20 protein-coding genes are annotated in these 21,129 nt (G+C 32.3%); 3 read left to right on the forward strand and 17 right to left on the reverse strand.

Features of this window, described 5'->3' with window-relative positions:
* Positions 1-18 precede the first annotated feature (18 nt).
* The 6 genes from SO785_RS06165 to SO785_RS06190 all read right to left on the reverse strand — a co-directional run bounded on the left by SO785_RS06165 (position 19) and on the right by SO785_RS06190 (position 6,245).
* Entirely contained in the window at positions 19-1,086 is a 1,068-nt protein-coding gene (locus tag SO785_RS06165) for an SEC10/PgrA surface exclusion domain-containing protein (protein ID WP_003546206.1), read from the reverse strand.
* Between the two features lie 150 nt (positions 1,087-1,236).
* The gene (gene apf / locus SO785_RS06170) at positions 1,237-1,932 is read right to left on the reverse strand and encodes an aggregation-promoting factor (RefSeq protein WP_003546204.1); all 696 of its coding nucleotides are present in this window, start codon (positions 1,930-1,932) and stop codon (positions 1,237-1,239) included.
* A 337-nt stretch (positions 1,933-2,269) separates the two neighbouring features.
* Positions 2,270-3,163, reverse strand: coding sequence for a DUF7916 family protein (locus SO785_RS06175; protein WP_003546199.1), 894 nt, complete (start codon positions 3,161-3,163; stop codon positions 2,270-2,272).
* The gene (locus SO785_RS06180) at positions 3,163-4,500 is read right to left on the reverse strand and encodes a PTS sugar transporter subunit IIC (protein ID WP_003546197.1); all 1,338 of its coding nucleotides are present in this window, start codon (positions 4,498-4,500) and stop codon (positions 3,163-3,165) included. Before SO785_RS06180 ends, SO785_RS06175 begins: the two co-directional genes overlap by 1 nt.
* 443 nt (positions 4,501-4,943) lie before the next feature.
* A complete protein-coding gene (locus SO785_RS06185) occupies positions 4,944-5,813 on the reverse strand; it encodes a metallophosphoesterase family protein (RefSeq protein ID WP_003546191.1) in 870 nt (289 codons plus the stop codon).
* A gap of 45 nt (positions 5,814-5,858) precedes the next feature.
* Positions 5,859-6,245, reverse strand: a complete 387-nt coding sequence (locus SO785_RS06190; protein WP_003546189.1) for a hypothetical protein — start codon at positions 6,243-6,245, stop codon at positions 5,859-5,861.
* 112 nt (positions 6,246-6,357) lie between these two features.
* On the opposite strand from SO785_RS06190, the gene SO785_RS06195 reads away from it, so the two are divergent.
* Together SO785_RS06195 and SO785_RS06200 are read left to right on the forward strand one after the other, a co-directional pair.
* Complete coding sequence (locus SO785_RS06195; RefSeq protein WP_021721275.1) at positions 6,358-6,564, forward strand: hypothetical protein; 207 nt, start codon at positions 6,358-6,360, stop codon at positions 6,562-6,564.
* Positions 6,565-6,650: 86 nt separating this feature from the next.
* Complete coding sequence (locus SO785_RS06200; RefSeq protein ID WP_003546185.1) at positions 6,651-7,046, forward strand: iron-sulfur cluster biosynthesis family protein; 396 nt, start codon at positions 6,651-6,653, stop codon at positions 7,044-7,046.
* 168 nt (positions 7,047-7,214) lie between these two features.
* Here SO785_RS06200 and SO785_RS06205 read toward each other — a convergent pair whose 3' ends face one another.
* The 6 genes from SO785_RS06205 to SO785_RS06230 form a co-directional block, all read right to left on the reverse strand.
* Positions 7,215-8,417, reverse strand: a complete 1,203-nt coding sequence (locus SO785_RS06205) for a tyrosine-type recombinase/integrase (RefSeq protein WP_021874036.1) — start codon at positions 8,415-8,417, stop codon at positions 7,215-7,217.
* 86 nt (positions 8,418-8,503) lie between these two features.
* The gene (locus SO785_RS06210; protein WP_003546180.1) at positions 8,504-8,701 is read right to left on the reverse strand and encodes a hypothetical protein; all 198 of its coding nucleotides are present in this window, start codon (positions 8,699-8,701) and stop codon (positions 8,504-8,506) included.
* Entirely contained in the window at positions 8,682-9,734 is a 1,053-nt protein-coding gene (locus SO785_RS06215; RefSeq protein WP_003546178.1) for a Rep family protein, read from the reverse strand. Before SO785_RS06215 ends, SO785_RS06210 begins: the two co-directional genes overlap by 20 nt.
* 143 nt (positions 9,735-9,877) lie before the next feature.
* Positions 9,878-10,291, reverse strand: coding sequence for a hypothetical protein (locus SO785_RS06220; protein WP_003546177.1), 414 nt, complete (start codon positions 10,289-10,291; stop codon positions 9,878-9,880).
* A 130-nt stretch (positions 10,292-10,421) separates the two neighbouring features.
* Positions 10,422-11,549, reverse strand: a complete 1,128-nt coding sequence (locus tag SO785_RS06225) for a cell division protein FtsK (protein ID WP_003546175.1) — start codon at positions 11,547-11,549, stop codon at positions 10,422-10,424.
* 166 nt (positions 11,550-11,715) lie between these two features.
* Positions 11,716-12,051 carry a hypothetical protein gene (locus SO785_RS06230; RefSeq protein WP_015613314.1) on the reverse strand — a complete coding sequence of 112 codons (336 nt, stop codon included), beginning with the start codon at positions 12,049-12,051 and terminating at the stop codon, positions 11,716-11,718.
* 249 nt (positions 12,052-12,300) lie between these two features.
* Here SO785_RS06230 and SO785_RS06235 point away from each other — a divergent pair, with 249 nt between their 5' ends.
* On the forward strand, positions 12,301-13,002 hold the full coding sequence (locus SO785_RS06235; protein WP_003546171.1) for a hypothetical protein: 702 nt from the start codon (positions 12,301-12,303) through the stop codon (positions 13,000-13,002).
* Between the two features lie 48 nt (positions 13,003-13,050).
* Here SO785_RS06235 and SO785_RS06240 read toward each other — a convergent pair whose 3' ends face one another.
* The 5 genes from SO785_RS06240 to SO785_RS06260 form a co-directional block, all read right to left on the reverse strand.
* Positions 13,051-13,734 carry an N-6 DNA methylase gene (locus tag SO785_RS06240; RefSeq protein ID WP_003546169.1) on the reverse strand — a complete coding sequence of 228 codons (684 nt, stop codon included), beginning with the start codon at positions 13,732-13,734 and terminating at the stop codon, positions 13,051-13,053.
* Positions 13,735-14,034: 300 nt separating this feature from the next.
* Complete coding sequence (locus SO785_RS06245; RefSeq protein ID WP_021874034.1) at positions 14,035-14,703, reverse strand: DNA adenine methylase; 669 nt, start codon at positions 14,701-14,703, stop codon at positions 14,035-14,037.
* 4 nt (positions 14,704-14,707) lie between these two features.
* On the reverse strand, positions 14,708-15,007 hold the full coding sequence (locus tag SO785_RS06250; RefSeq protein ID WP_021874033.1) for a hypothetical protein: 300 nt from the start codon (positions 15,005-15,007) through the stop codon (positions 14,708-14,710).
* A complete protein-coding gene (locus tag SO785_RS06255; RefSeq protein WP_021874032.1) occupies positions 14,991-16,457 on the reverse strand; it encodes an AAA family ATPase in 1,467 nt (488 codons plus the stop codon). Before SO785_RS06255 ends, SO785_RS06250 begins: the two co-directional genes overlap by 17 nt.
* A gap of 2 nt (positions 16,458-16,459) precedes the next feature.
* Complete coding sequence (locus SO785_RS06260; protein WP_025079793.1) at positions 16,460-20,923, reverse strand: Eco57I restriction-modification methylase domain-containing protein; 4,464 nt, start codon at positions 20,921-20,923, stop codon at positions 16,460-16,462.
* Between the last annotated feature and the right edge of the window lie 206 nt (positions 20,924-21,129).

Genomic DNA, 21,129 nt, shown 5'->3' on the forward strand with positions numbered 1-21,129 from the left:
CTCCGTAAAATTATTTCTTTATGGTTTAAAACCAACATTATATTTACTACTTTCAACCACAAAATTTGGAACACTAATAAAATGCATTGAATACGTATTTCCTGTTTTTGAAATACTGAAGCCATAATAGTTATAGTCTCCATCGTGAACTGAATCCTGTGTATTAAATAGGTCCCCCGCATGTTCCCATTCACGATACAATGACTTATTATTCCTAGTGCTTTCACCTGAACCGGTAAAACCAAATATCATTTGCTTTAAACCGAAGTAAATATCCTTTTTCATTTCACCCATAGGCATAGTTGTCTTTTTAATTGAGAAACCGGCCATATCCTCTACGTAATTGTCATCCAAGTCCAAGCCGTTCTTTTTGCATGCTCTGACAATTCCTGAAATGTAATGGTCTCCATCACTAATACTGCGACCATTATCTTGATATTCTTTTGCAATATCATTGGCTAATTGTTGTGTTCCTGAGCTATAAATCCAAGGATGCAAACCAAGTTGCTCACGAGCACTATTAATTATTTTAAGTGCAAATTCAGTCAATTCTTTTTGATCGCTAGCTGTCAATTTGCTAGGATTAATTACCCTTTTATCACTACTGCTTTCCCCTTTAGCAACACGTGAAAAGTTATTAATCTCCATTCCCTTCATTGAAGCATCAATAAAGCTTTCACTTGGCGCTCCCTTATAAGCCTCAAGCAAGCCGGATAAAGTATATCCGCTTGGTAATTTAATCGTAGCTTGAGAATAAGAAGTAGGAACAGTTGAGGTAGTATTTTTTACAACTTTAGCATTTTTAGCAAGTAGCCAATATGAATTAGCATTTAATTTATAAGCCAAATATGTTTTCTTGCCAATCTTTAATTTCTTTTTAGTAGAATAAGCATATCTTTTACCTGGATAAGCATAATATTTGGTCTTTTTACCTTTTGAATTATAAAGGCGGATCTTTTTACTTCCTTTGACTTGTACCTTATTACTGGCTGCTTGAACTACTTGTGGTGTTATTTGAATAGTGGTGCTAATTGGGCCCATTAAACAAATACTGGTCAGTAATTTAGTAAAAATTTTCTTAGACATGATCTTACTCCTTTCCTTTTTTATTCTTATAATTATACATTTATTATACCGTAATCAACTAGTTACAAAAAAAGGGTACTCTTCCCTAGAAGAAGAACACCCCTTTTTATTTATCAAATATTAAATTGTTATTCAATTTTAGAATTATTTTTAGTACCAGCCGTTTGCTTGCCAGAATGCCTTAGCAGCAGTCCATGAACCGTAACGACTTTGTACGTAATTATCAGCTACTCTTTCTTGGTTAGCTGCTGAGTAGTCACCATTCAAGTATGATGCTGAAAGTTGGTACTTACCGATGTATTGACCATTAGTAGCTGAGTATGAGCCACCTGATTCCTTACCAGCAATCCAAGCCTTAGCACTAGCTTCTGAACCAGATGCACTTGAAGTATATGATGAAGCACTAGTAGTTGAAGCAGCTGCAGTTTGTGATTGAGTTGCTACTTGTGATGATTGTTGAGTATTAGCTACTTGAGTAGTAGTTGATTGTTGTGTTTGTGCAGTAGTTGTTGCTGAAGCAGTGTATCCAGCGGTTACTTGACTAGCACGAACCCATTGGTTCTTGCCTAAGTCGTACCATTTGTTACCCTTTGAGTCGTAAGCAGTCTTAATAACTTTCCATGAAGTATTACTTGCTAAAATTTGACCTGTTGCTACTGGGTTTTCGTAATTGTTGTATACGTTGATTGAGTTGTTTGCAACGTAGTTTACTGTAACTACGCTAGCATCATTTTGAACAGTAGCAGCTTGTGCATTGTTTGAAGTTACGTTATTTGCTGCTACTACACCTGTAACTGACATAGCAGCTACTGCAATTGACTTAACTAAGATAGATTTGATTTTCAAAAAAATTCTCTCCTTAAAAGTTATAAAAATTATAAGTAACGAATTTTCACGTATTCGTCTGTCTCATTCAATTGACATGGTATATATTACAAGCCTTACGTTTCAGAACCATAACAGGAATATCACTCGCTTATTAAGAAACTATTACCAAATGTGTCATTTTTGTAACATTTGTAATATTTATGTAAATTATTTTTGATGATACAAAATGTTGTTATATCAAGGTTTATAGCATTTTCAAATTTTTATTTGCTATGTGCAAAAGGATGTTCGCTTTTAATAATTTGCAATACAATTGCAAAATAAAAAAAGAAAGACTAACGTCTTTCTTTATGTATTATCTGTTAATAGAGCGCGCCATTCTTGAGATTGTGTGATTCAAGCCCCGAATAGTCTTGCTTAATTCAAAGATAGTTTCTGTTGGTGGAACAACACCCCAAGCGGCATCCCCGATATGCTGGATATCAACTCCGCAGGTCTTATTGGTTAAGGCGATTTCTCGAATAACATCCTTACCTGAACTTTCTTGGCTTGTACCAATTGTACTCATTACTAAACCATTATGTTTATGTACAATTTTTACGATCTTAATCAGCTCATCGCTAGTAAAGCCAGGCACAGTACCTACTGCTGGAGTCAAAATCACGTCTGCTCCTGCATCAATCATTGCCTTAACAGATTCTTCATCAGCTACAGGTTCATCTACACCTGCACCATGCATTTTTCCTGCAATGATCATGCCTGAAAAATTATCCTTTGCTGTTTTAACAGCTTCAACAATCATTTTATTTGTTACGCCGCTTCCTGGATTACCAGTAAAGCAAACAAAATTAAACCCTAATTCTTCTGCTCGGCGCATTGATTCGGCCGTCGCAATTCTACCTTTGGATAAGTCAAATTTAGTTGATTCCATCTTCGCATCAGGATCAACGGGCTCTAAATTCACCCCAATTGGGCGGCCAGTTAATTCTTTCAACTTTTTAACAACATCTTTTTGATCTTCCAAGCCGCTGACTTTTGGTTCAAAGACATCGAATAAATTAAGTAAAATCAAATCTGCCCCAAACGCAGCCGCAATTTCAGACATGGTTAACCCATCAATTGCAGGCTGTACTACTACATTTTCACTAAGAACGGTTCGACCTTCACTAGCTTTAATACTTTGCTTCAATTCTTCACCATTCATCTTCAATAAATCGCTTGAATTTGCACTAATTAATCTTGTAACCATTATTTTGCCTCATTTTCTTCTACAATCTGACGTTTATTTAATGCTGCCATGAATGGCAAGTAAATTAAGATGTCTAAAACAATATTGATTAATTGCAAAATTGATCCTGCAATACTACCGGTTGCTAAAAATCCAGAAATAATTGGTGGCATAGTCCAAGGAACAACACTACCGTTACATAATGGAACTAAGCCTAAATTCATAGCGATATAAGTAGTAATTGCATTAACCATTGGCGCAAGAATAAATGGAATTATTAGACTTAAGTTTAAAACAACTGGCAAACCAAACATTGTTGGTTCATTAATATTAAATAAGCCAGGAACAATTGTTAATGGTGCCAAAACTTCATTTTGCTTACTTGCACGTTTACGCCATACTAAGTAACCAATGCAAAGTACTAAACCGATAGTGGCACCACCACCACCCATGTATACAAAGTTATCAATAAATGGTTGAGTAATAATGTGACCACCGTGTGCCAAATCTAGATGACCCGCTTGATTTAATACACGATTAGCATCAGTTTGCATTAACCAGATTGGTTGCATAGCTGTGTTAACAACATTACCGCCATGGATACCAACAAACCAGAATAAACTTACCAATATAATAGATACTAAAGTACCAATCAAAGTATTACCCAAGGCACCTAACGGCTTAGCCAAAATATTCATAATTACATCATGAATATTACCCCAGCCAGTCCAAGCAAATAGCCAGTAAACGCAACCGGCAATTGCAATTACTACAGCACCTGGAATTAAAGCTGAAAAACTCTTAGCTACAGCAGGTGGTACAGTTTCTGGCATCTTAATTTGGATGTTATGGTTAATGAACCATTGGAAAATCCATGCACTCAAAAGACCAAAAATAATAGCTACAAATAGACCTCTACTACCTAAATAAGTATAAGGGAATCCTTCTACAGGAACTTTGTCTCCACTCATAATACTTGGTGTAAGAATAAAGAATACTGATGCTGAAATAATGCCAGCTGATACACCGTCGGTTTTATGTTGGTTAGCATAACTCCATGCAATACCAAAGGCAGCAATCAGCCCCATAATCCCAAATGATCCATTGGTAATTTTAGCCATAATTTGGGATAAACTCACACCATGCACTGCTGTTTTAGCTAGCCAGTCAGACCAGCCTGGAACTGGGAAGGAGTTAATGATCATGAATAACGATCCCACAATGATCAAAGGCATTGCCATTGCAATACCATCACGAACAGCAATTAAGGGTTTGAAGTTACCTATTTTAGCGGCCACTGGCATAATATGCTCATTAACGAACGCATTTAAACCTCCACTTGTTTTTTTGTTTGCCATAATATATTCCTCTTCGATCTACTAAAACTTAGCTTTTACAAATTCGGTATATACCTCTATGACATTATAATACAATGAAAGCGGTTAAAATGCCAGTTGATTTAAAATGTTTTTTACTTTATTTCTTCAAACTAATGAATAACAATAAGAAAACGAAAAATGAATACTATATCTTTGCAGTATATAGCTTAAGTGCTATAGTTAAATTGTATTTTTTAATAAAAGTGAGGAAAGTAACATGAGTAAATATGTTGTTGAATTAAACGAAGAAGATTTACAAATGATCAAAGATTGTCATTCAAAGAATCCTTCAATCATGAAGGCTATGAACGAAGCTAAAAAAGTCGAAGATTAATTATAATTCTAGATCTCTAAATCGAATTATCTATAATTTTAGATAATAAAAAGATCGAAATTCTTATTAACGAGAATTTCGATCTTTTTTATTGAAAATCTGTTCCTTGTTGATTCTTCCAGTTATAGATTTTTACAATATCACCATTGCCACTTAAAACCACAACATTACCATCATTGTGCGGATAAATTAATGGATCAGAATGTGACCCACCATCTGTAAAAATTCTTGCTGCCTCGCCAGGATACTGCATTTTTCTTACTATACAATCATCTGGAGCTGTCTTTTTCATTATTCTTCCGTCATCATAAATACCTTCTAGTGCATAAGTCGGCGTATGCCCCGTAATAATTGTCTTATTCGTTTTATTATGAGCAATTGTCTTATTTAACGTATCAGAGTACCAGTAACTTTCTCTAGCCCATAATCGATAAAAGTCATAGTCAATTGTAAATCCATGATCAACGCTATTATAACTAGTAGGATCATTATATCTTTCATCTGGTCTGACACCGCCATGAACAAAAACTAATTTAGGTGTTTCATACATAATTAGGCAAGTTTTTAAAAAACGATAATACTTACTCATACGTAATTCTTTTGATGAAGCATCCTGGCCTACCATTTGTTCTAAACTTTTTCGTCCACCATTGTAAAACCAAATTCCATCTTGATGTTCACATTCATTAGCATAATTAAGCATCATTAGTTCATGATTGCCTAATAAAATTATTGCCCCTTCACTTTTTTGTTCAATTAAAAAATCAAGGACTTCTTTTACATGGTCGCGACCATCAATATAATCTCCACCAGTAACCAATTGAGCAGCTGGAAAATCACGCTTTGCTTGTCTGATTAAATCCAGTGTTTCAAGGTTGCCATGAATATCAGAAATGAAAATATAATTGTCTTTTGTCCGATTGTCTACTAACGTATTATTAATAATTTTCTGGGTCATTTTTACCCTTCTTTATTTTTCTTCAATATAAGTGCTTTATTGTATTTAGCCTTGATTCCACACATCTTGTAAAATTTGGGTGAAGTGCTTTATTTCTTCTTCGTCAAAAACAATTAATAAACCACTTCTGACAATATCCATCTTTTCGTCTTCATTACAGCTAAGTTCTAGACTAGATACAAATAATTCTTCTTCATCTGGAGCTTTTAACAAAACATACTTTGCTTCATATGGATTTTCCTTACTGTCATCCAAATATTTTAAGGCAATTCGATCAAGCATTTGTTGAGAAAAGCCAAACGATTGGATATCATTTTCTTGTTCTTTTTTACCAATCCATTCTTGGTAATAATCTGGGGTTATCTCGTCAGGCATTTTAATTAACATAAATTTACTTTGATCTTTGTTAATAAACAATTGACAAAGTGACATTTTTATCGCTCCCTTTTATCCTAATGTTATTCGCTTATCTCTATTATAATCATAATTTGAACAATGCTTTATCAAACTGTATATAATAAATGTAGGAAAAGAAGTGACTATTATGTTTAACCCAGAAAATGCAATTGATGCTTCTAACTTACATGTAGATGCTTTTAAGTATCAATCAACTGAAGATATGCCCAACGAAATCTACGAATCATGGCAAGAAAAACATATGAATGCCAAAATTTTTAGTCTACAATTTCGTAACATCGGCCAAAGCGGTGAATGGCAAGAAATAATTATTATTTGGGCTGATAAATTATAATCATTTCAAATTTCTTGATCTAGATCAATTATTTAAGAGATGGTTTTTTGTATAATTAGGTAAAGATTAAGAAAGAAGCTGAGGATATGCTTAACATAAAATTTACCGACAACGCAGTTGATTATCTGAAACGAAGAGAAATCCTAGATAAAATACTTATTTTAATCACTGATGATGGCGGCGGCAAGTATTCTATTCAAGGTGGCAGCTGCAGTATGGGAGCACATTTTTCAATTATTTGGTTAGATAAGGTTGATCCTGACTATCCAGTAAAAATTGCTAATGAACAAAATGTGAAGATTTATACTTCAGATTTTGATAAAACAATGCTTGGACCTAATATGGTAATGGATTATAATGCTGGCAGTTTAAGTTTAAGCTCTGATGAAGGGTTGCTTGATGGCAGCGTAGATATCGGCAATGGTGCTGCACTACTTAAGGCCAATAAAAATGTACAAATGGGCATTAATAGACAATGCTAACAAAAAAAGACCTGCACGAATACTCAATCTTTGCGATTGGGCTTCGTTACAGGTCTTTTTGTTAGTACTCTGAGTGCTGAATGCCAGCACAGAAGTTTAATTCTTAAGCTTATTAAATCAATGTTTACAGACTATGATTCTATACTTTGTGTCAAACTCGGTGTCAATTTACGATAACCAAGTTTTAATCATTTCTTTGTCAAGGTCTTTATCTACACCAACATAAGTCTTCATGAATGTTGTTAATGTATGCCCCATACGCTCAGCAGCCCATGGATATGAAATCCCGGGTTTATTAGCCAACTTGGTACAAATGGTATGTCTAAAACTATAAAGAGACAATTTGGAATCACCTGGCTCAATATCCAATTTTTTGCAAATCTCTTTCAACATATAATTCATACCTTTTTGAGTTACTGGTTTACCTTCGGCAATTTTTTTATAATTCCTAAGATTTAACAAAATCATATTTTCTTTATTTTTAAGATCATGCTTTTTTAAAAATTCTGATTGTTGCTTTTTGAAAGCTTGAACATTTTGAGCCAGATCATCTGTTATGGGCAAGACAAATCTTGAATAACCATGAGGTCTAGCATTTAGCGCCCCATTAAAGCCACTAACATAATCAGACCAACTATCATTGATCTTGAAAGTCCAATACTCTTCCTCTTTAACTAAATTACTAAACTTTAAAGCTTGCACTTCTGCGGGTCTCATTCCCGTTTCAACTTCAATCCAAATCGCAAGTTTAGTTGTTGAGTTAACGACACTAGAAGTTTTTAATTCTTGTTTTATTTCCTGCTTTATTTTATCTAGATCTTCATCAGAAAATAAATATTGACTTTGAGTTACCGAAAAATTACTTTTTCTAAAAAAGAATCGTAATGGTCTTTCTGGAACTGGATTCTTCTTTAAACTAGTGCCAACTAATGTGTTAAAAAAATGCTTCATATGAAATAATCGTGTTGTTAAAACACAATTAGGACTGATCCTTATATTGTGATCATTAGCATAATCATGCGCAAATTTACTTATTTCATTAACAGTAATATTTTGAATTTCCTTATTTTGGAAATATTTATCAAAAATTTTGGCGGAATCGTTCCATGCTTTATAGGTTACGGGAGAAATAGATTTTTTACGTTCTTCTACATATTGGCGAAACATTTTACTAAAAATCTTTCTTCCATCTTCTGGATTCATACCATCTTCAAAGTCAGCCCACATCTTACGTTCAATTTTAAGAGCTTCTTTTTTAGTTGTAGCATACTTAACAGGAAAACTAATCTGTTTTCCTGTTTGTTTATCACGTGGTTGAATTCTAATGGAATATTCTCCTTTATGTCTCCCCGTCTTTAATTGCTTGATCATTGTAATTCTAATCTCCTTCTCTTTTTAATAAAAAAAGAAGGTAAAAATAAAGACACTTATATTATACCTTCTTCTACTTCGATTCTCTATGACTTTGTCCAGGTTTCTTGTTCTCTGTAGCCAGCTGTTTCAAGCCAAACTAATACTTCATTTAGTCTATAGAAAGTTCTACTACCTTCTATAGAATGACCTGGCATCCCAGCTTTTCTCCATTTATAAAACACTGTAGTACTAATGTTTAATTCTTCCCGAAGTTGTTTACCATTAAGAATCTGATTTTTCATCTCTTTCGTGCTCCTTTAAGAATTTTTTGGTGAACTCATTTGTAACTTCAATAGTTTGGGTAATTCTTCTAGTTAATTGTTCAATCTTATCAATCTTCTTATCTTCTATATAACAATGATTGTAAAAAGATATTGGTGAATATGGTGTTGTAATAATTATCTTTTCTAAATTCAATTTGACATTTCTATACCTTCTTGGTGCTTCTTTACTATGCTCATATGGATCCAATAGTTTTAGCAAATCACCAAATTTAAAATCTGACGGCCGTAAATCATTAATAATAATTACCCGTTGACCGTCATAAGCTTGAAAATAATCATTTGATGAACCCAATACAACGACATCATCATCTTTAGTCATTGCCCTGGCACACCTAGTTTTACCTGTCCCGCCTTCACCATAAAGCCAAATCACTTTCATTTTCTTACCATCAAACGATCTAAGCCATTTCTGATGGTTGTCTTCATCATGCAGTTTCTTTATTTCTTTGATATGCCGTTGAATGCTTGGTGTAGTAAAAGCATAATCACCAATACTTTTTCTGAGCTCATATAAACTAATAATATTTTCAGCATAATCTTTCAGCTTTTCTTCAATATCATTTTTAAAGCTTGACTTGCGTTTTATAGAAGTTCGTATCTTTTCAATTCTTTTTTCAAAATTAAAAGAAGCTACAACCTCTTTAGGTGAATATCGATATTTGTTTTGCGCATCAGAAGTTTCATGAATTAAGTAGCTGTATGCATTATCTATCCGACCATTCCAAATCTGCACGTATTGTTCCTTATCTTTGAAAATATTTGCAATCTTAGAAATTGTCTGCGGATTGGCATACTTGAGAACTACATGATAATGATCTCTAATCTTGTTGTTTTGATCAGCATCTTTATCATGTAAAATATATGCCCATTCTACAGCACCAGATTTACTTAAAAAATCTTGAAATTGTTTAGGTTCAACTTTCAAATGATCTGTATCTTGAACATACGTGAATTGTCTAGCTCTAACTATCTTTTTACCTTTTTCTTTCATTCTCTTTTTCCTAAAATTTATTACACACATTGCACATTTTTAACGATCGGTATAACAAGCCCACCGATCTTACTGTATTAAGAAATTTAGTCTATATGCACTTATATTAACCCTGTATGAACTTAGTCGCCTGCCAAATCGGCTTAGGGCCGGTGGCGTCGACTTCTATATAAAGGTTTCATTCCAGTTTTAACTAGATTATTTTGATTAATTTCTAAATTTGAAAAAATTAAGTTTTTATCGAAATTAATCAGCATAAAGTTTCTAAACTGGTCATTATCCATTCGATGTTTAAGACAAGCTCTAACTTGTGCATTAGTAGATAATTGCCAGAACCCTTTAGTTGGAACAACAATCTGTGTCTTAGTATCCGTGACTACGACCTTCGCACCCAATGCAATTACATTAGCAACTTTATCAATATAACTAAGGTTGTAATCGCTATAACGTAATGCCTTGCGTAGTTCTCTACTGGATTCAGGTTCACAATCTGAATACCAAAGTACAGTTTTAGTAATTAAATAAACAGTAATAATTATGAATAAAATACGGATCATACTGATCTCTCCTTTGATTTAATATTAACTACTAATTACTTTATGTAACTTAGTATCACTACTTTAACTTGAATCACTACATCGTAAATCGAAAAAGTCCACCCTGTTTTGGTGGACTTTTTCTCAATTTTTATTCATATATAGTTGGCATCTCAACAGGTTCAATACCATAATGCAAACCATCATCAATAGAAATAATTCCTGTCCCAACTGAACCCATTGGTAGTGGTAAAGAATCTGATAAATCTCCAAATAAGTAAGATGTTGAACTTGAGTTAATAACCCCTAGTAAAATCTTCACCATCATTTGGTTACGAATCGGGATGGGAATTACATCGTTTCGTGCTATTTGCGAAGTAATACACAATCCAACTAAACTTTCACGCCCCATAAGGGCAATTTGAGTTAACAAACGGTATAAGTCTTGAATCTGTGAAGAACGTGAACTAAGTCCTAGCGTAACTCCCTCAAACTCCTCAAACATTATCCAAATAGGCGGAACATCTAATTCATTAGCATCCGTAGTAATCTTACTAGAACTATTGAATAGAGCATCCTGTCTTTGATTCATAATGTTAATTATTTCTGAAAGCTTATTATTGATCTTGGGAATGAAATCTTCGGGACGATCATTTTTATTAGGAACAATTAATTCAATATCAGGATCATTCCTTTTAGCCCACCTTGAACCTGCACCTTTTTTACTATCAAAGATAATTACTTTTGCATTTTGAGTTCTACTCTTATTCATGGTTTTAGCAAAAACTTGAGTAAAGTATTTGAATGCTTCAGTTTTTCCACTTCCTGTATTTCCAGTTATTAGATAACTAGAGACTTTTCTTGAAGCAGTCATTCCCTCCATTATTGGTATTTCTTTTTGAAGATCATACCCATAAATTACATCATCAATGTTTCCAATCAATCTTCTTGCTCGGCCATCTCTCCACGGAAAGAAAAAACCTTGACTCATTTCTAGCGGTTCATCATCAATCTGAACTAATTGAAAAGTTAAAGGTCTGATCATTGTTTTTACACTAGAAATTGCAGGAGCAATTATGTCGTAGAGTTGAAAGTATGTTGACGCATCTAATTGCATTCCTGATGGATACCGCAAAATGAAAAGTAATCCATTTCCATTTATCTCTTCTAAAAAAGTATATGAGTTACTTATGCTGCTTTGATCAGAGTAAATGAAAGAAAGTCTCGCATCTACAACGCGAGCAATATAATCACAAAGTGAGGTATTTTGTCCAATCATAATAATTTCCTTACTAATATTTTATAAGTCTAACTATCAATTCTATCGATAGAATCGAACCCAATACCTCCAAATGTCACTTGGAAAAAATTTAAAAATAACAAAAAACGCAAAAATCCTGTTACATCAAGGATAAATCAACCAAGAGTAACAAGATTTTTTATGTTTATTGAACTCGAGTCACTGTATCTCCCTTGATTGACACATTAACGTAGTTCTTTCGCGCCCAAAAATGCACCTTGCCATTAACAATTTTAGCTTTACTAAAATCAAATTTGTCTCCTGGTGTTAGCCCATCAGTCTTCTTTAGCTTAATGTAGAATGTTTGACCATCGTTAACATTCTTATTGTCGTTAACAATCACAAACTTAACTAGTGATGGGTACTCAGATACGTCCGTTGAGTTGTGATAATCGGTGTTCACCTTTCTTGCAGTTACTTCAGCAACCTTTACTGTGTAACTTGAAAGTAATGCTTCTGGTGAAATGTTTGGTTTAAACATGTTGTTATCCTCCATTTAAAATTCATTTTTTAAAGACTTGAATTAGCCTTTACACCTTATATGCTAATGTATTTTAAATGCTAAATGGCGAACAACTCAGCCTAATTATTTAGTACTTTTTCTTTTTTGAGTTTGAATTTTAACGTTTTTTAAGCAAAACACCCCCAATTTAAAATATCAGATATTATTTGATTTGAGCTCTAAATTATGAAGAAATGAGGAACAATAAGCCGGCTTGTTGACAACAACATGTCATCAACAATTATTTACGATAAGAAGACAGTGTTAAGCACTTTACTAAGGTCTTCAACTGATAATATGTCTGATATTACTAGAAAGCTAAATGACATTATTAGATTCAAAGATTTGAAGCCCACTGATAATGACCCAATAACAATCGTTACTCCTAGAATGGTAAGAGATTGGCGGGACAAGAATGCTATTCCTTCTACATTAATGTTCAGAGAGGCATGTAGAATTTACTTTAAAAAATCAAATTTTGATGAATTAATCTTTACCAAAGAAGAACTTATTTCTTTAATTACCACAACTATTAAGGAATATTTTGTAAAAATTGCTAGTGATAACACTTTTCTTTTGGATGCAAAATCACCAAAAACCATTGCCAAAGGAGTGAATATCAAAGCAAGTAGATTAACTTTAACGCAGGCAATATATCATTGGTCACTATTAAAATATGCCTGCAATAATAATTGTTTAGATATCTATGACTTGGATCCTGACCTACAAACATTGATTCAATTAGTAGTTAATCATTTATCTACACCTGATGCTTCACAGCATTTGCTAAAAACTTTCCATAAACTAACTACCCAAGTTAATAGCAATGGCCTTCCCAGTCAAATTAGATTAAACAAATACATCAAGCCATTGTTACACACAGTCTTGACCATACTTTGGCATAATTCTGAATTTGAAATCATTATTTAGTTACATGAAAAAGCCTATCAGTTTACATTTCATGATAGGCTTTTTGAATTATTCTATTTTCTTCTTATAAATATCTTCCCACAAACATGGAACATAACTTTTGTTTTCATCATCTTCAGGATCATTATTATCTGGTTCAGCAAACAAATCTAGTTGTTCAAATTCAGATTGGACAGTTCCTGTCGCATTTCCGCCTTCAACAATTGAATCAAAAGTGTACTCAGTTCTTTGAACTTTACCTTTAGGAAGTGGCTTCCATTCACTAAAAATGATTGGCTCTCCAGTATTGGTTTTACGAGTCAAAGCATTTCCTTGCGCCATATTTGCAGAGATAATTACATTTGCACTTTTTAAAACTTTTTGATCTTGATCTTCATGACTAAAAGTATTGAAATAAACATCCCTGAAGGTATTTACCATGTTTATAACTAGCATTTCAACATTATCTTGCATGAGTTCAATACCATATAGAGTGGATAGAGCTCGCAAAAAATTAATTTGCATTTTTTTCATATCCTTACTCTGCTCTGTAACAAAGGATAATTTACGCTTAAGTAATTCAACTAAGAACGCTCCTTCGCCTGCTGAAGGCTCTAAAAAAGTAGCCGTCAAAGAATTAACTTTCTCTTGTATTTCAGGCTGATCAAGCATAAAATCTACGATCTTTTTAGGTGTAAATACCTCACCAATGTCTTTTACACGATCAGCGGATTTTATAATTTTTTCTGGCATTTAATTACTAGTTCATCCTCTTTCTAAAAAAAGGTTCATATAAAAAATATATATTGAAAACATGTAATCTAAAAGAAGGTAAAAATCAATTTTTTATTTAATTAAATTTTAGTAAGTGTTACTTTTTCAAAAGATTCTAATTTAGTATTTCTGTTTGCAAATATATATTCTTTTGCACTTTTTTCTTATTTGCTGAGTATCTTAATCTGTAAGTAAAAGATTGAACATACGGCTTGTACAATTCTAAAATTTTCTCTTCTACATCATAAGTAGTAATCCATTTGTAATCTTTTAGGTCTATTATATTGTTAGCAAGCCTTTCATGTTCATCAGCATGAACAAATGATAGATACAAATTTTTTCCTTGTTTATAATATGGCGGATCAAAAAAATAAATGTAGATTTTTCATCATATTTTGGAATTTCACGAAGAATAAAATCATTTGCATCTAAATTTGTTAATTTAATACGTGAATTATATGAAGATATTTTTTTGATTTTTTTAATTAGCTTTTCTTTATTAAATCTACAATCTATTTTATATTTGCTATTTTGATTTTTTCCTCCAATAGGACCACCATTAATAATTCCACTTATATTTGTACGATTCAAAAAGAATGAAGCAAATGCCTTTTCTATTGAATATTCATTCACTGAATTATCATTTTTTATAGCTTTCTGCCTACTCCATTCTTCTATAGTTACAGGCGTTGCCTTGATCAAATCTAAAAAATGAGTAGTATCATTAAGAATGTAATTCCATATAGAATATATACTAGGATCCAGGTCATTTAATACTACATTATTAATTGAATTGCTATATAGTAATTCTAGTCCTACACCAAAACCACCAGCAAATGGTTCGATATATGTGTTATTGATATCATTTATTTTTAACAAGTGTTCTACATAGCTACTTAACTGACTCTTTCCTCCTGGATATCTCAATGGTGATTTAGTCATTGGCATATTATCAATCCTCACTTAGTATAGCTTCACACTTTTGTCGTAATTTACCCAGAAATTCTTTGATACTCTCTATGTTCTCCTTCATCCAATATTCAGTGAATCTATCTCTATATCCATTTATAGATATATATTTATACCACTTTTTAAATTTCCTAATTTCACTATTTTCGTCTACTTTTATTTCTTCATTTTTACCTGTATTACCAGTAATATCACCGACAGTAAACGTATTCATCTGATAAATCTTTTCTTTTCCGGTTATCCCACGATTACTTAAGCTATCATCATCAAAAAAGTGAATCATTTGGATCAATTTTATTCAAAAATAACCACAATTCTTTTTCAATTGCATAATTTCCTGGTAAAGTAAAAACATTATCCGTACTAGTATTTACACTAAAACTAACATTATTATCACGAATATACTGGGCTAAATTATCATCAGGTGTATTTTGAGGATTCATATCTGGATCTAACATAAAGATGTAATTTTTAAAATTACCAGAATCCTGATCACGTAATTGAATTAATTGTGTCCATGAAAAATTTATATCAATAAATTCAAGAGACGTTTTTAATACAGAACTTTGCTCCTCATAAACATTAATCAGCTTTTTTAATAGCCAAATAGCAACTTTATCCCCACTTAAAACCTTTATCTTCTTCTTTTCTATTTGCAATTTTGAATACGTTTCCTGCAAATTATTTTCTAAGAATTCCTTACTAGGATTTATTCTTAATTTAATATTTCCAGGTGTTTCGACAGAAGTATATAGATAATTAGTTAACACATCATTGGGGTTATGTTTTTGTAATCTATTTAAATGATTTAACAAATTTAAACTATGTGTAGTAAAAACTATTTGTAAATCTAATTTTTTTGATTGTTCTAAAAGCCAATCCATTAATTTATATTGAGCAGCTGGATGCAATGTCGCATCTATTTCGTCTATGGCTAAAATTCCACCTTGATATTCATTTTCTAACTCTTTCTTTAATAACTCAAAGGATATTATTGCTTCAATTATCTGCCCAACGTTATCTTGACCACTAGAATTTGACTTGAAACCGTACAATTCAGTTTTAATATCTGCCTTTAGGTGTTGTGAACCAACGTCTAAATTAACAAAATCTATATTAGGATCATATTTTTCAGATAAAATTTCTGCATGTATTTTAGTCATCTTCTTAATAATACTTTCTGGAACCTTTTTTGCCACTGCAGTATCATACTCACCTAACGGAGCTAATCTAGATAAACCTAAATATAGAGATGGCCAAATTACTTTTTTCTCGTTATTATGCTCTTCACTTTTTTTAGGTATTAGTCTATATCTATAGTAAGTAATATCTCTTGTTTTCTTTTTATAAGTTTCGTTTTTATCTTTTATTTTTGTATACGTATTCTTCTTACGTTTAGATTTATGTATAGATGCTCGAAATCCAATTTTATTAGTAACATTATATTTATTTTTATTTTCAGGTAATCCACAAAAATGTATTATCACTTTATCTCCTGGTTTATCATAACCAGCATCATACATAATTACATCACTAAATTCACCACGAAATAATGATCCACCAATTGTTTTATATTTTTTGGGCAATTCACCTACATTAGTTAAAATTGCTAAAATTGTTGATTTTCCCACACCGTTCATACCAGCTATAGCAGTTAAGTGTTTGCTTAATTCAATATTAGTCTCCTTTTGAAATGCACGATAATCTTTTATATTTAAGTCCTTTATCCACATTTTTATCTCCTTACACTATTCACTCGATTTATCACATAGTTAATTTGATTAGCATTAAAATTAAACAGTTTAAATAATTGATTATCTATAGAATTAGAATAATCAACAAATTTGTTATCATCAGAATAATCCAACAAATCTGGAACTTCTTTCCCTAATGATGTTAAAGATTCATCAGTTAATAAAAATGCAAACTTTATAAAATAACTATTAGCATATTTTATAAAGTTGCTTGCTTCTTTTTCTGTCTTAAAAGATTTAAGAGCTACCCTAGAACGCCCAAAAGCAGAGTTATTATCAATAATTTGAATTTGGTTATCACGTTTTTGTCCACCAGCGTTTGCACTAGATACTACCACCTGATATTCATCAATTAACTCTTGATGAGATGATATTACAGAACGTTTTGTGATAAACCACTTGGCACGACCACTTTTTCCTGATTTGTCGTTAGTAAACAGCTTGATTTCTGTAGAATGATCAATTTTACTATCCTTACTTAAAGGTCTCACCAATGAAGGATTATTTTCTACAAAATTACTTTCAATTTTAAACAACGATCTATTAAGCACCGAACTATTATTAATGTAGTCTAAATTATTTTTAAAAACAAAAGAATCTATTTGATTAGCTATTTTCATATCTCGAGGATCTACTATTAATAATTTCTTCCCTGGAGCTTTTACAGATATCTCTCTAAATACACTGCCATCCTTAGAAATATAATCATAGTCAAAAGATGTGGTATCCTTTTGATAATCTTTAAAAACTATACTAATACCGTCTGGAATGCTTACATCACTAAATACTTGATTAGAATCTTCAAACAAAATAAGTCTTGCTAAATGAGGATCATTAATTAAATCGTATCCAAATTTTCTTAATCCTTTTCCGGATTGATGTATCCATCTTTTACCAGGATAAATAAGTGAAGAATATTTTACCCCCATATTATCAGCCAATTCTTGGAAATACTGAAAAATATTTTGAACAGGTTGTTGACCAGAAACCGTCTTTTTATTAGTTGGTTCTTGATAAGGTGGATTACCAATGACTACATCAAACTTCATATTTCCAAACATCCCTTCAATCTTATCAGCTTCTTTACTTACACTAGCCTTCGAATCTTCAACAATATTTTCTACATAGACCGCGCTCACATCACTAATCCAATCAGAATGATATCCAGTTAATGTTCTAATTGTAATTTCTTTAGCCATTGGTGTTTTTGCAACCACAAAGATATTCTCTCTTAAAATTTTTTGCCAAAGCAATATCTCATCTTCAAAGTTGAACTTTCCCGCTGTTTCTTCATTCATCTTTTGGAATTCACACCAATAGATTGAAGTTGCCGCATACAAAGGATAAAGCCCAGTCTTGGCATTAATTTCTAAAATATGAGCATCGCGATTTAATACCTTATTCGTGTATTCAGTATCAATCCATCTTCTAACGGCTTTTCCATCTTCATAAGATGATTTAAAATCTGCATCATAAAATGATAAACCACCAATAGTCTTGCCTAAGTGCATATTAACAACACGCCAAGGAGTTAATACAGTTTCCTTATCTGGATTCCTAAAAGTAGCGAAAATCTCTGCTAGTTTATCTACTCTATCTAGTGGATCAACTTTATCTAAATCTTTAACGCGCTGACGAATTATTTTACCAGCTTCAATAAAGACATCTGCATCATAGTACTTAATAAACTGCTTGAACAATTCCTTAGTAATACCCTTAGGCATGAATTCTTTCCAAGAAACATCATCAATATTATTAACAAACTTATTGATAGATACCTCTTCATCAAACTTGATATCCATTCCATAAATCATCAATGGAATTCTAATAGAGATTCCCCTAAGAATTGAAATCATAGTGCGACGTTGTTTCTTCAATTCGTTAACTTTATCAATCGCATCTTGTTCTGCTTGAGTTCTTTCGCGCTTCTTTTTCTTACGAGCCTTTTCCGCAGTATCATATTCTCCTTCATCTAACCCTTGATGATTAACATCAAATTTAGATGGAGCTTTTTCTTTCTTGGTAGTACCAATGATTCCTTTTAAATTATTAAATTGCTCTAAGTCATCTTCCTTAATTAGCAATAATTGATCACTATAAATTGAATCATCATCAAAGCCGGTTCTAACTGCTCTTTCAGCATATGCACGCTTAATATGACTAAGCAAGGTATCAACTTTAAATGGTTTCATCCCTTGATTTGCTTCACCTAAGATAGGCAAGAAGTTCATCAATTTAGCCATTCTTTCTCGTTGTTCTTTAGTCTGAATCTTACCTACACCAGTAGCTAAACTAGTTGACTCAGCCATAATATTTAAAGCACGATCTGGTGCAAAATCAAAGATATAACAGTTTTCCTTCTTACCAAATTCTGGTGAACTATATGGTGTTTGAGCTCTAAAAGCTGCTTGCAAGTATTGCATGGCACTACTAATGTTTGATAAGAATAATACTCCAGTCCATTCAGGAATGGTAGCACCTGTAGTTAATTTTCTAACAGTTAGAGTAATTGTGTTTAATCCTTCTTTATCAGCTTTTGCAATTTGTTTATTTTCTGCTTCAGCATCATTGTCAGTTCCAAGAAGTTCATCGGACTTATCTCCTCTGACAACATTTAAAATTCTATATTCTTTTCCGAATACGGGATGCTGATTTAATAAATCTTCTAGCGCATTTGCTTCTTTAATACCTGGCATAATCCACAATGTATGACGTAAATTACGTCTAAATTGTCTAGTCGAGAATGGATAGTTATTCTTCCCAGGATTAGAAATATTATCTAAAAATCGGTTAACATCACTTTCGTAAACGAACTTTCCATCCTTGTCTGTTCTAAAGAACTCTTTGAAATTAAAAGTCGGTTTACCTAAGTTAATATCATTAAATCGGGGATCACTAAAGTTTTTATTCATTTCAAAAGTAAACATTGAAACCTTAGGTAGACTTTCATAAGGGTTCTTCACACCTGGATGTTCCTCATACCAATTCTGCTTAGCTTCTTGCTCCATGGTGTAGTCCCAGGTATAAACATGATCTTCATCAAAGTCAAAAAGAATATTAAACGGAGTTCCTGATAAATCAAGTTCTTTAGTATTCTTCTTAAGAACTAAATCTAAGACATTTTGAGTTAATTCAGTCTGCGTACCTTCATGAGCTTCATCTACGATTACTAAATCCCAATCAATGCCAAATAAGTCTCTATTTTTATCAGAGACTTTACCACCTGCTATTTCTGAACCAGCTAAATCCTGGATACTAGCGAAATAAATATATGATTTATCTTCTTTTTCAAGTGATTTTACACTCTTATATCCCTTAGTCTTAGATCCGTAAATGTATCCTGCATCAGGCATTCCTATTTTGTTAAAATCATCAAACCACCCATCATTGACAACAGGACGATGAGTCATAATAAGAACTTTTTGATACTTTTCTTCTTTAATCAACTTTAAGGCAGTCAAAGTTTTTCCAAACCGCATCTTAGCATTCCAAAGCATCTTCTTACTTGTTTTAAAACCAGCTTTAGTCTTATCAACTGCCGCTTGTTGCTCTGGTCTTAAAACGATTTGGTTATCTGCTTTATCTTTATCAGTTATAGAAATGCTATCTTTATTTTCTTTAACTGCTTTAATTGCTCTTTTAGTGGTTTCTAAATCAGTCTTAAACCATTCATCTCCAGTTAAATTATCACTATGTTTTATTCCTGATCTTTCAAGAACACGATGAACATCATGGTCAGAAAACCACCAACCATCAGATTTACGATAAGCAAGTTCCGCCCATTCTAATTTAAATGGGACTCCTGAAGTATTCATGTATTGATTGATACGTTTAGTAGCCCAATCTCGTAAATAAAGACTATTATCTGAATTATCTTCTGCTAAGTCACCAACACCGGTTTTACCAACTTTCTGACTGCCGATATACGCTGGAAATTGACCTTTAGAATTATCTGCTGTTTGAATATAAATTAAATTCTTTTCAGCATTACTTGAATAACTTGTTGTTTGATATAAATTATCTTCCTTTTTAGGTTCAGTAAAAGCAGTTATATCTATTTTTTCATCATAATATGAACCGACAAACCAAACAAACAATGAATATAAATTCTTTAGTGAATTTAACGCTTCTTCTTTAGAAGCACCATCTAAAGTATGTGCTGCAACATTTCCTGGTCCTTTAATTGCATAGAAAAGATCCACAGCAAATTTATCAATGTATGCTCCAGTTTTTAATCTATTGAGAATATCATTAAAGGTAGAATGCTCAACGTCCATGAAATTTTGATCAGCAACATCTTTTGCAATATTTTCAGCGATGGTTCTAACCATAATTAAGACACTAGGATATATTCCAATCGCATAACTTTGTTCTGCTTGATTTGATCTAACAAAATATTGCTGTGTTAATTCGTTTTTGTTTAAAAATTCAAAATTACTTTTCATACTCATATATATATTCCTAAAAATGAAATCTAATAAATTCATTATACAAGTAATTTATTTTCATAACACCTCTTGACACACAAAAAAACGGGCTTAACGCCCGTCGTGATAGTCTTTATTTGTACCTTCTTGCATTTCTTTGACACATTAATTTTTTCTGTGTCAAACCGTGTGTCAAAATATCCTTTATTAAACAAAATTATCCT

Origin of the sequence: Lactobacillus acidophilus (assembly GCF_034298135.1) — a bacterium.
GTDB classification, from domain to species: domain Bacteria; phylum Bacillota; class Bacilli; order Lactobacillales; family Lactobacillaceae; genus Lactobacillus; species Lactobacillus acidophilus.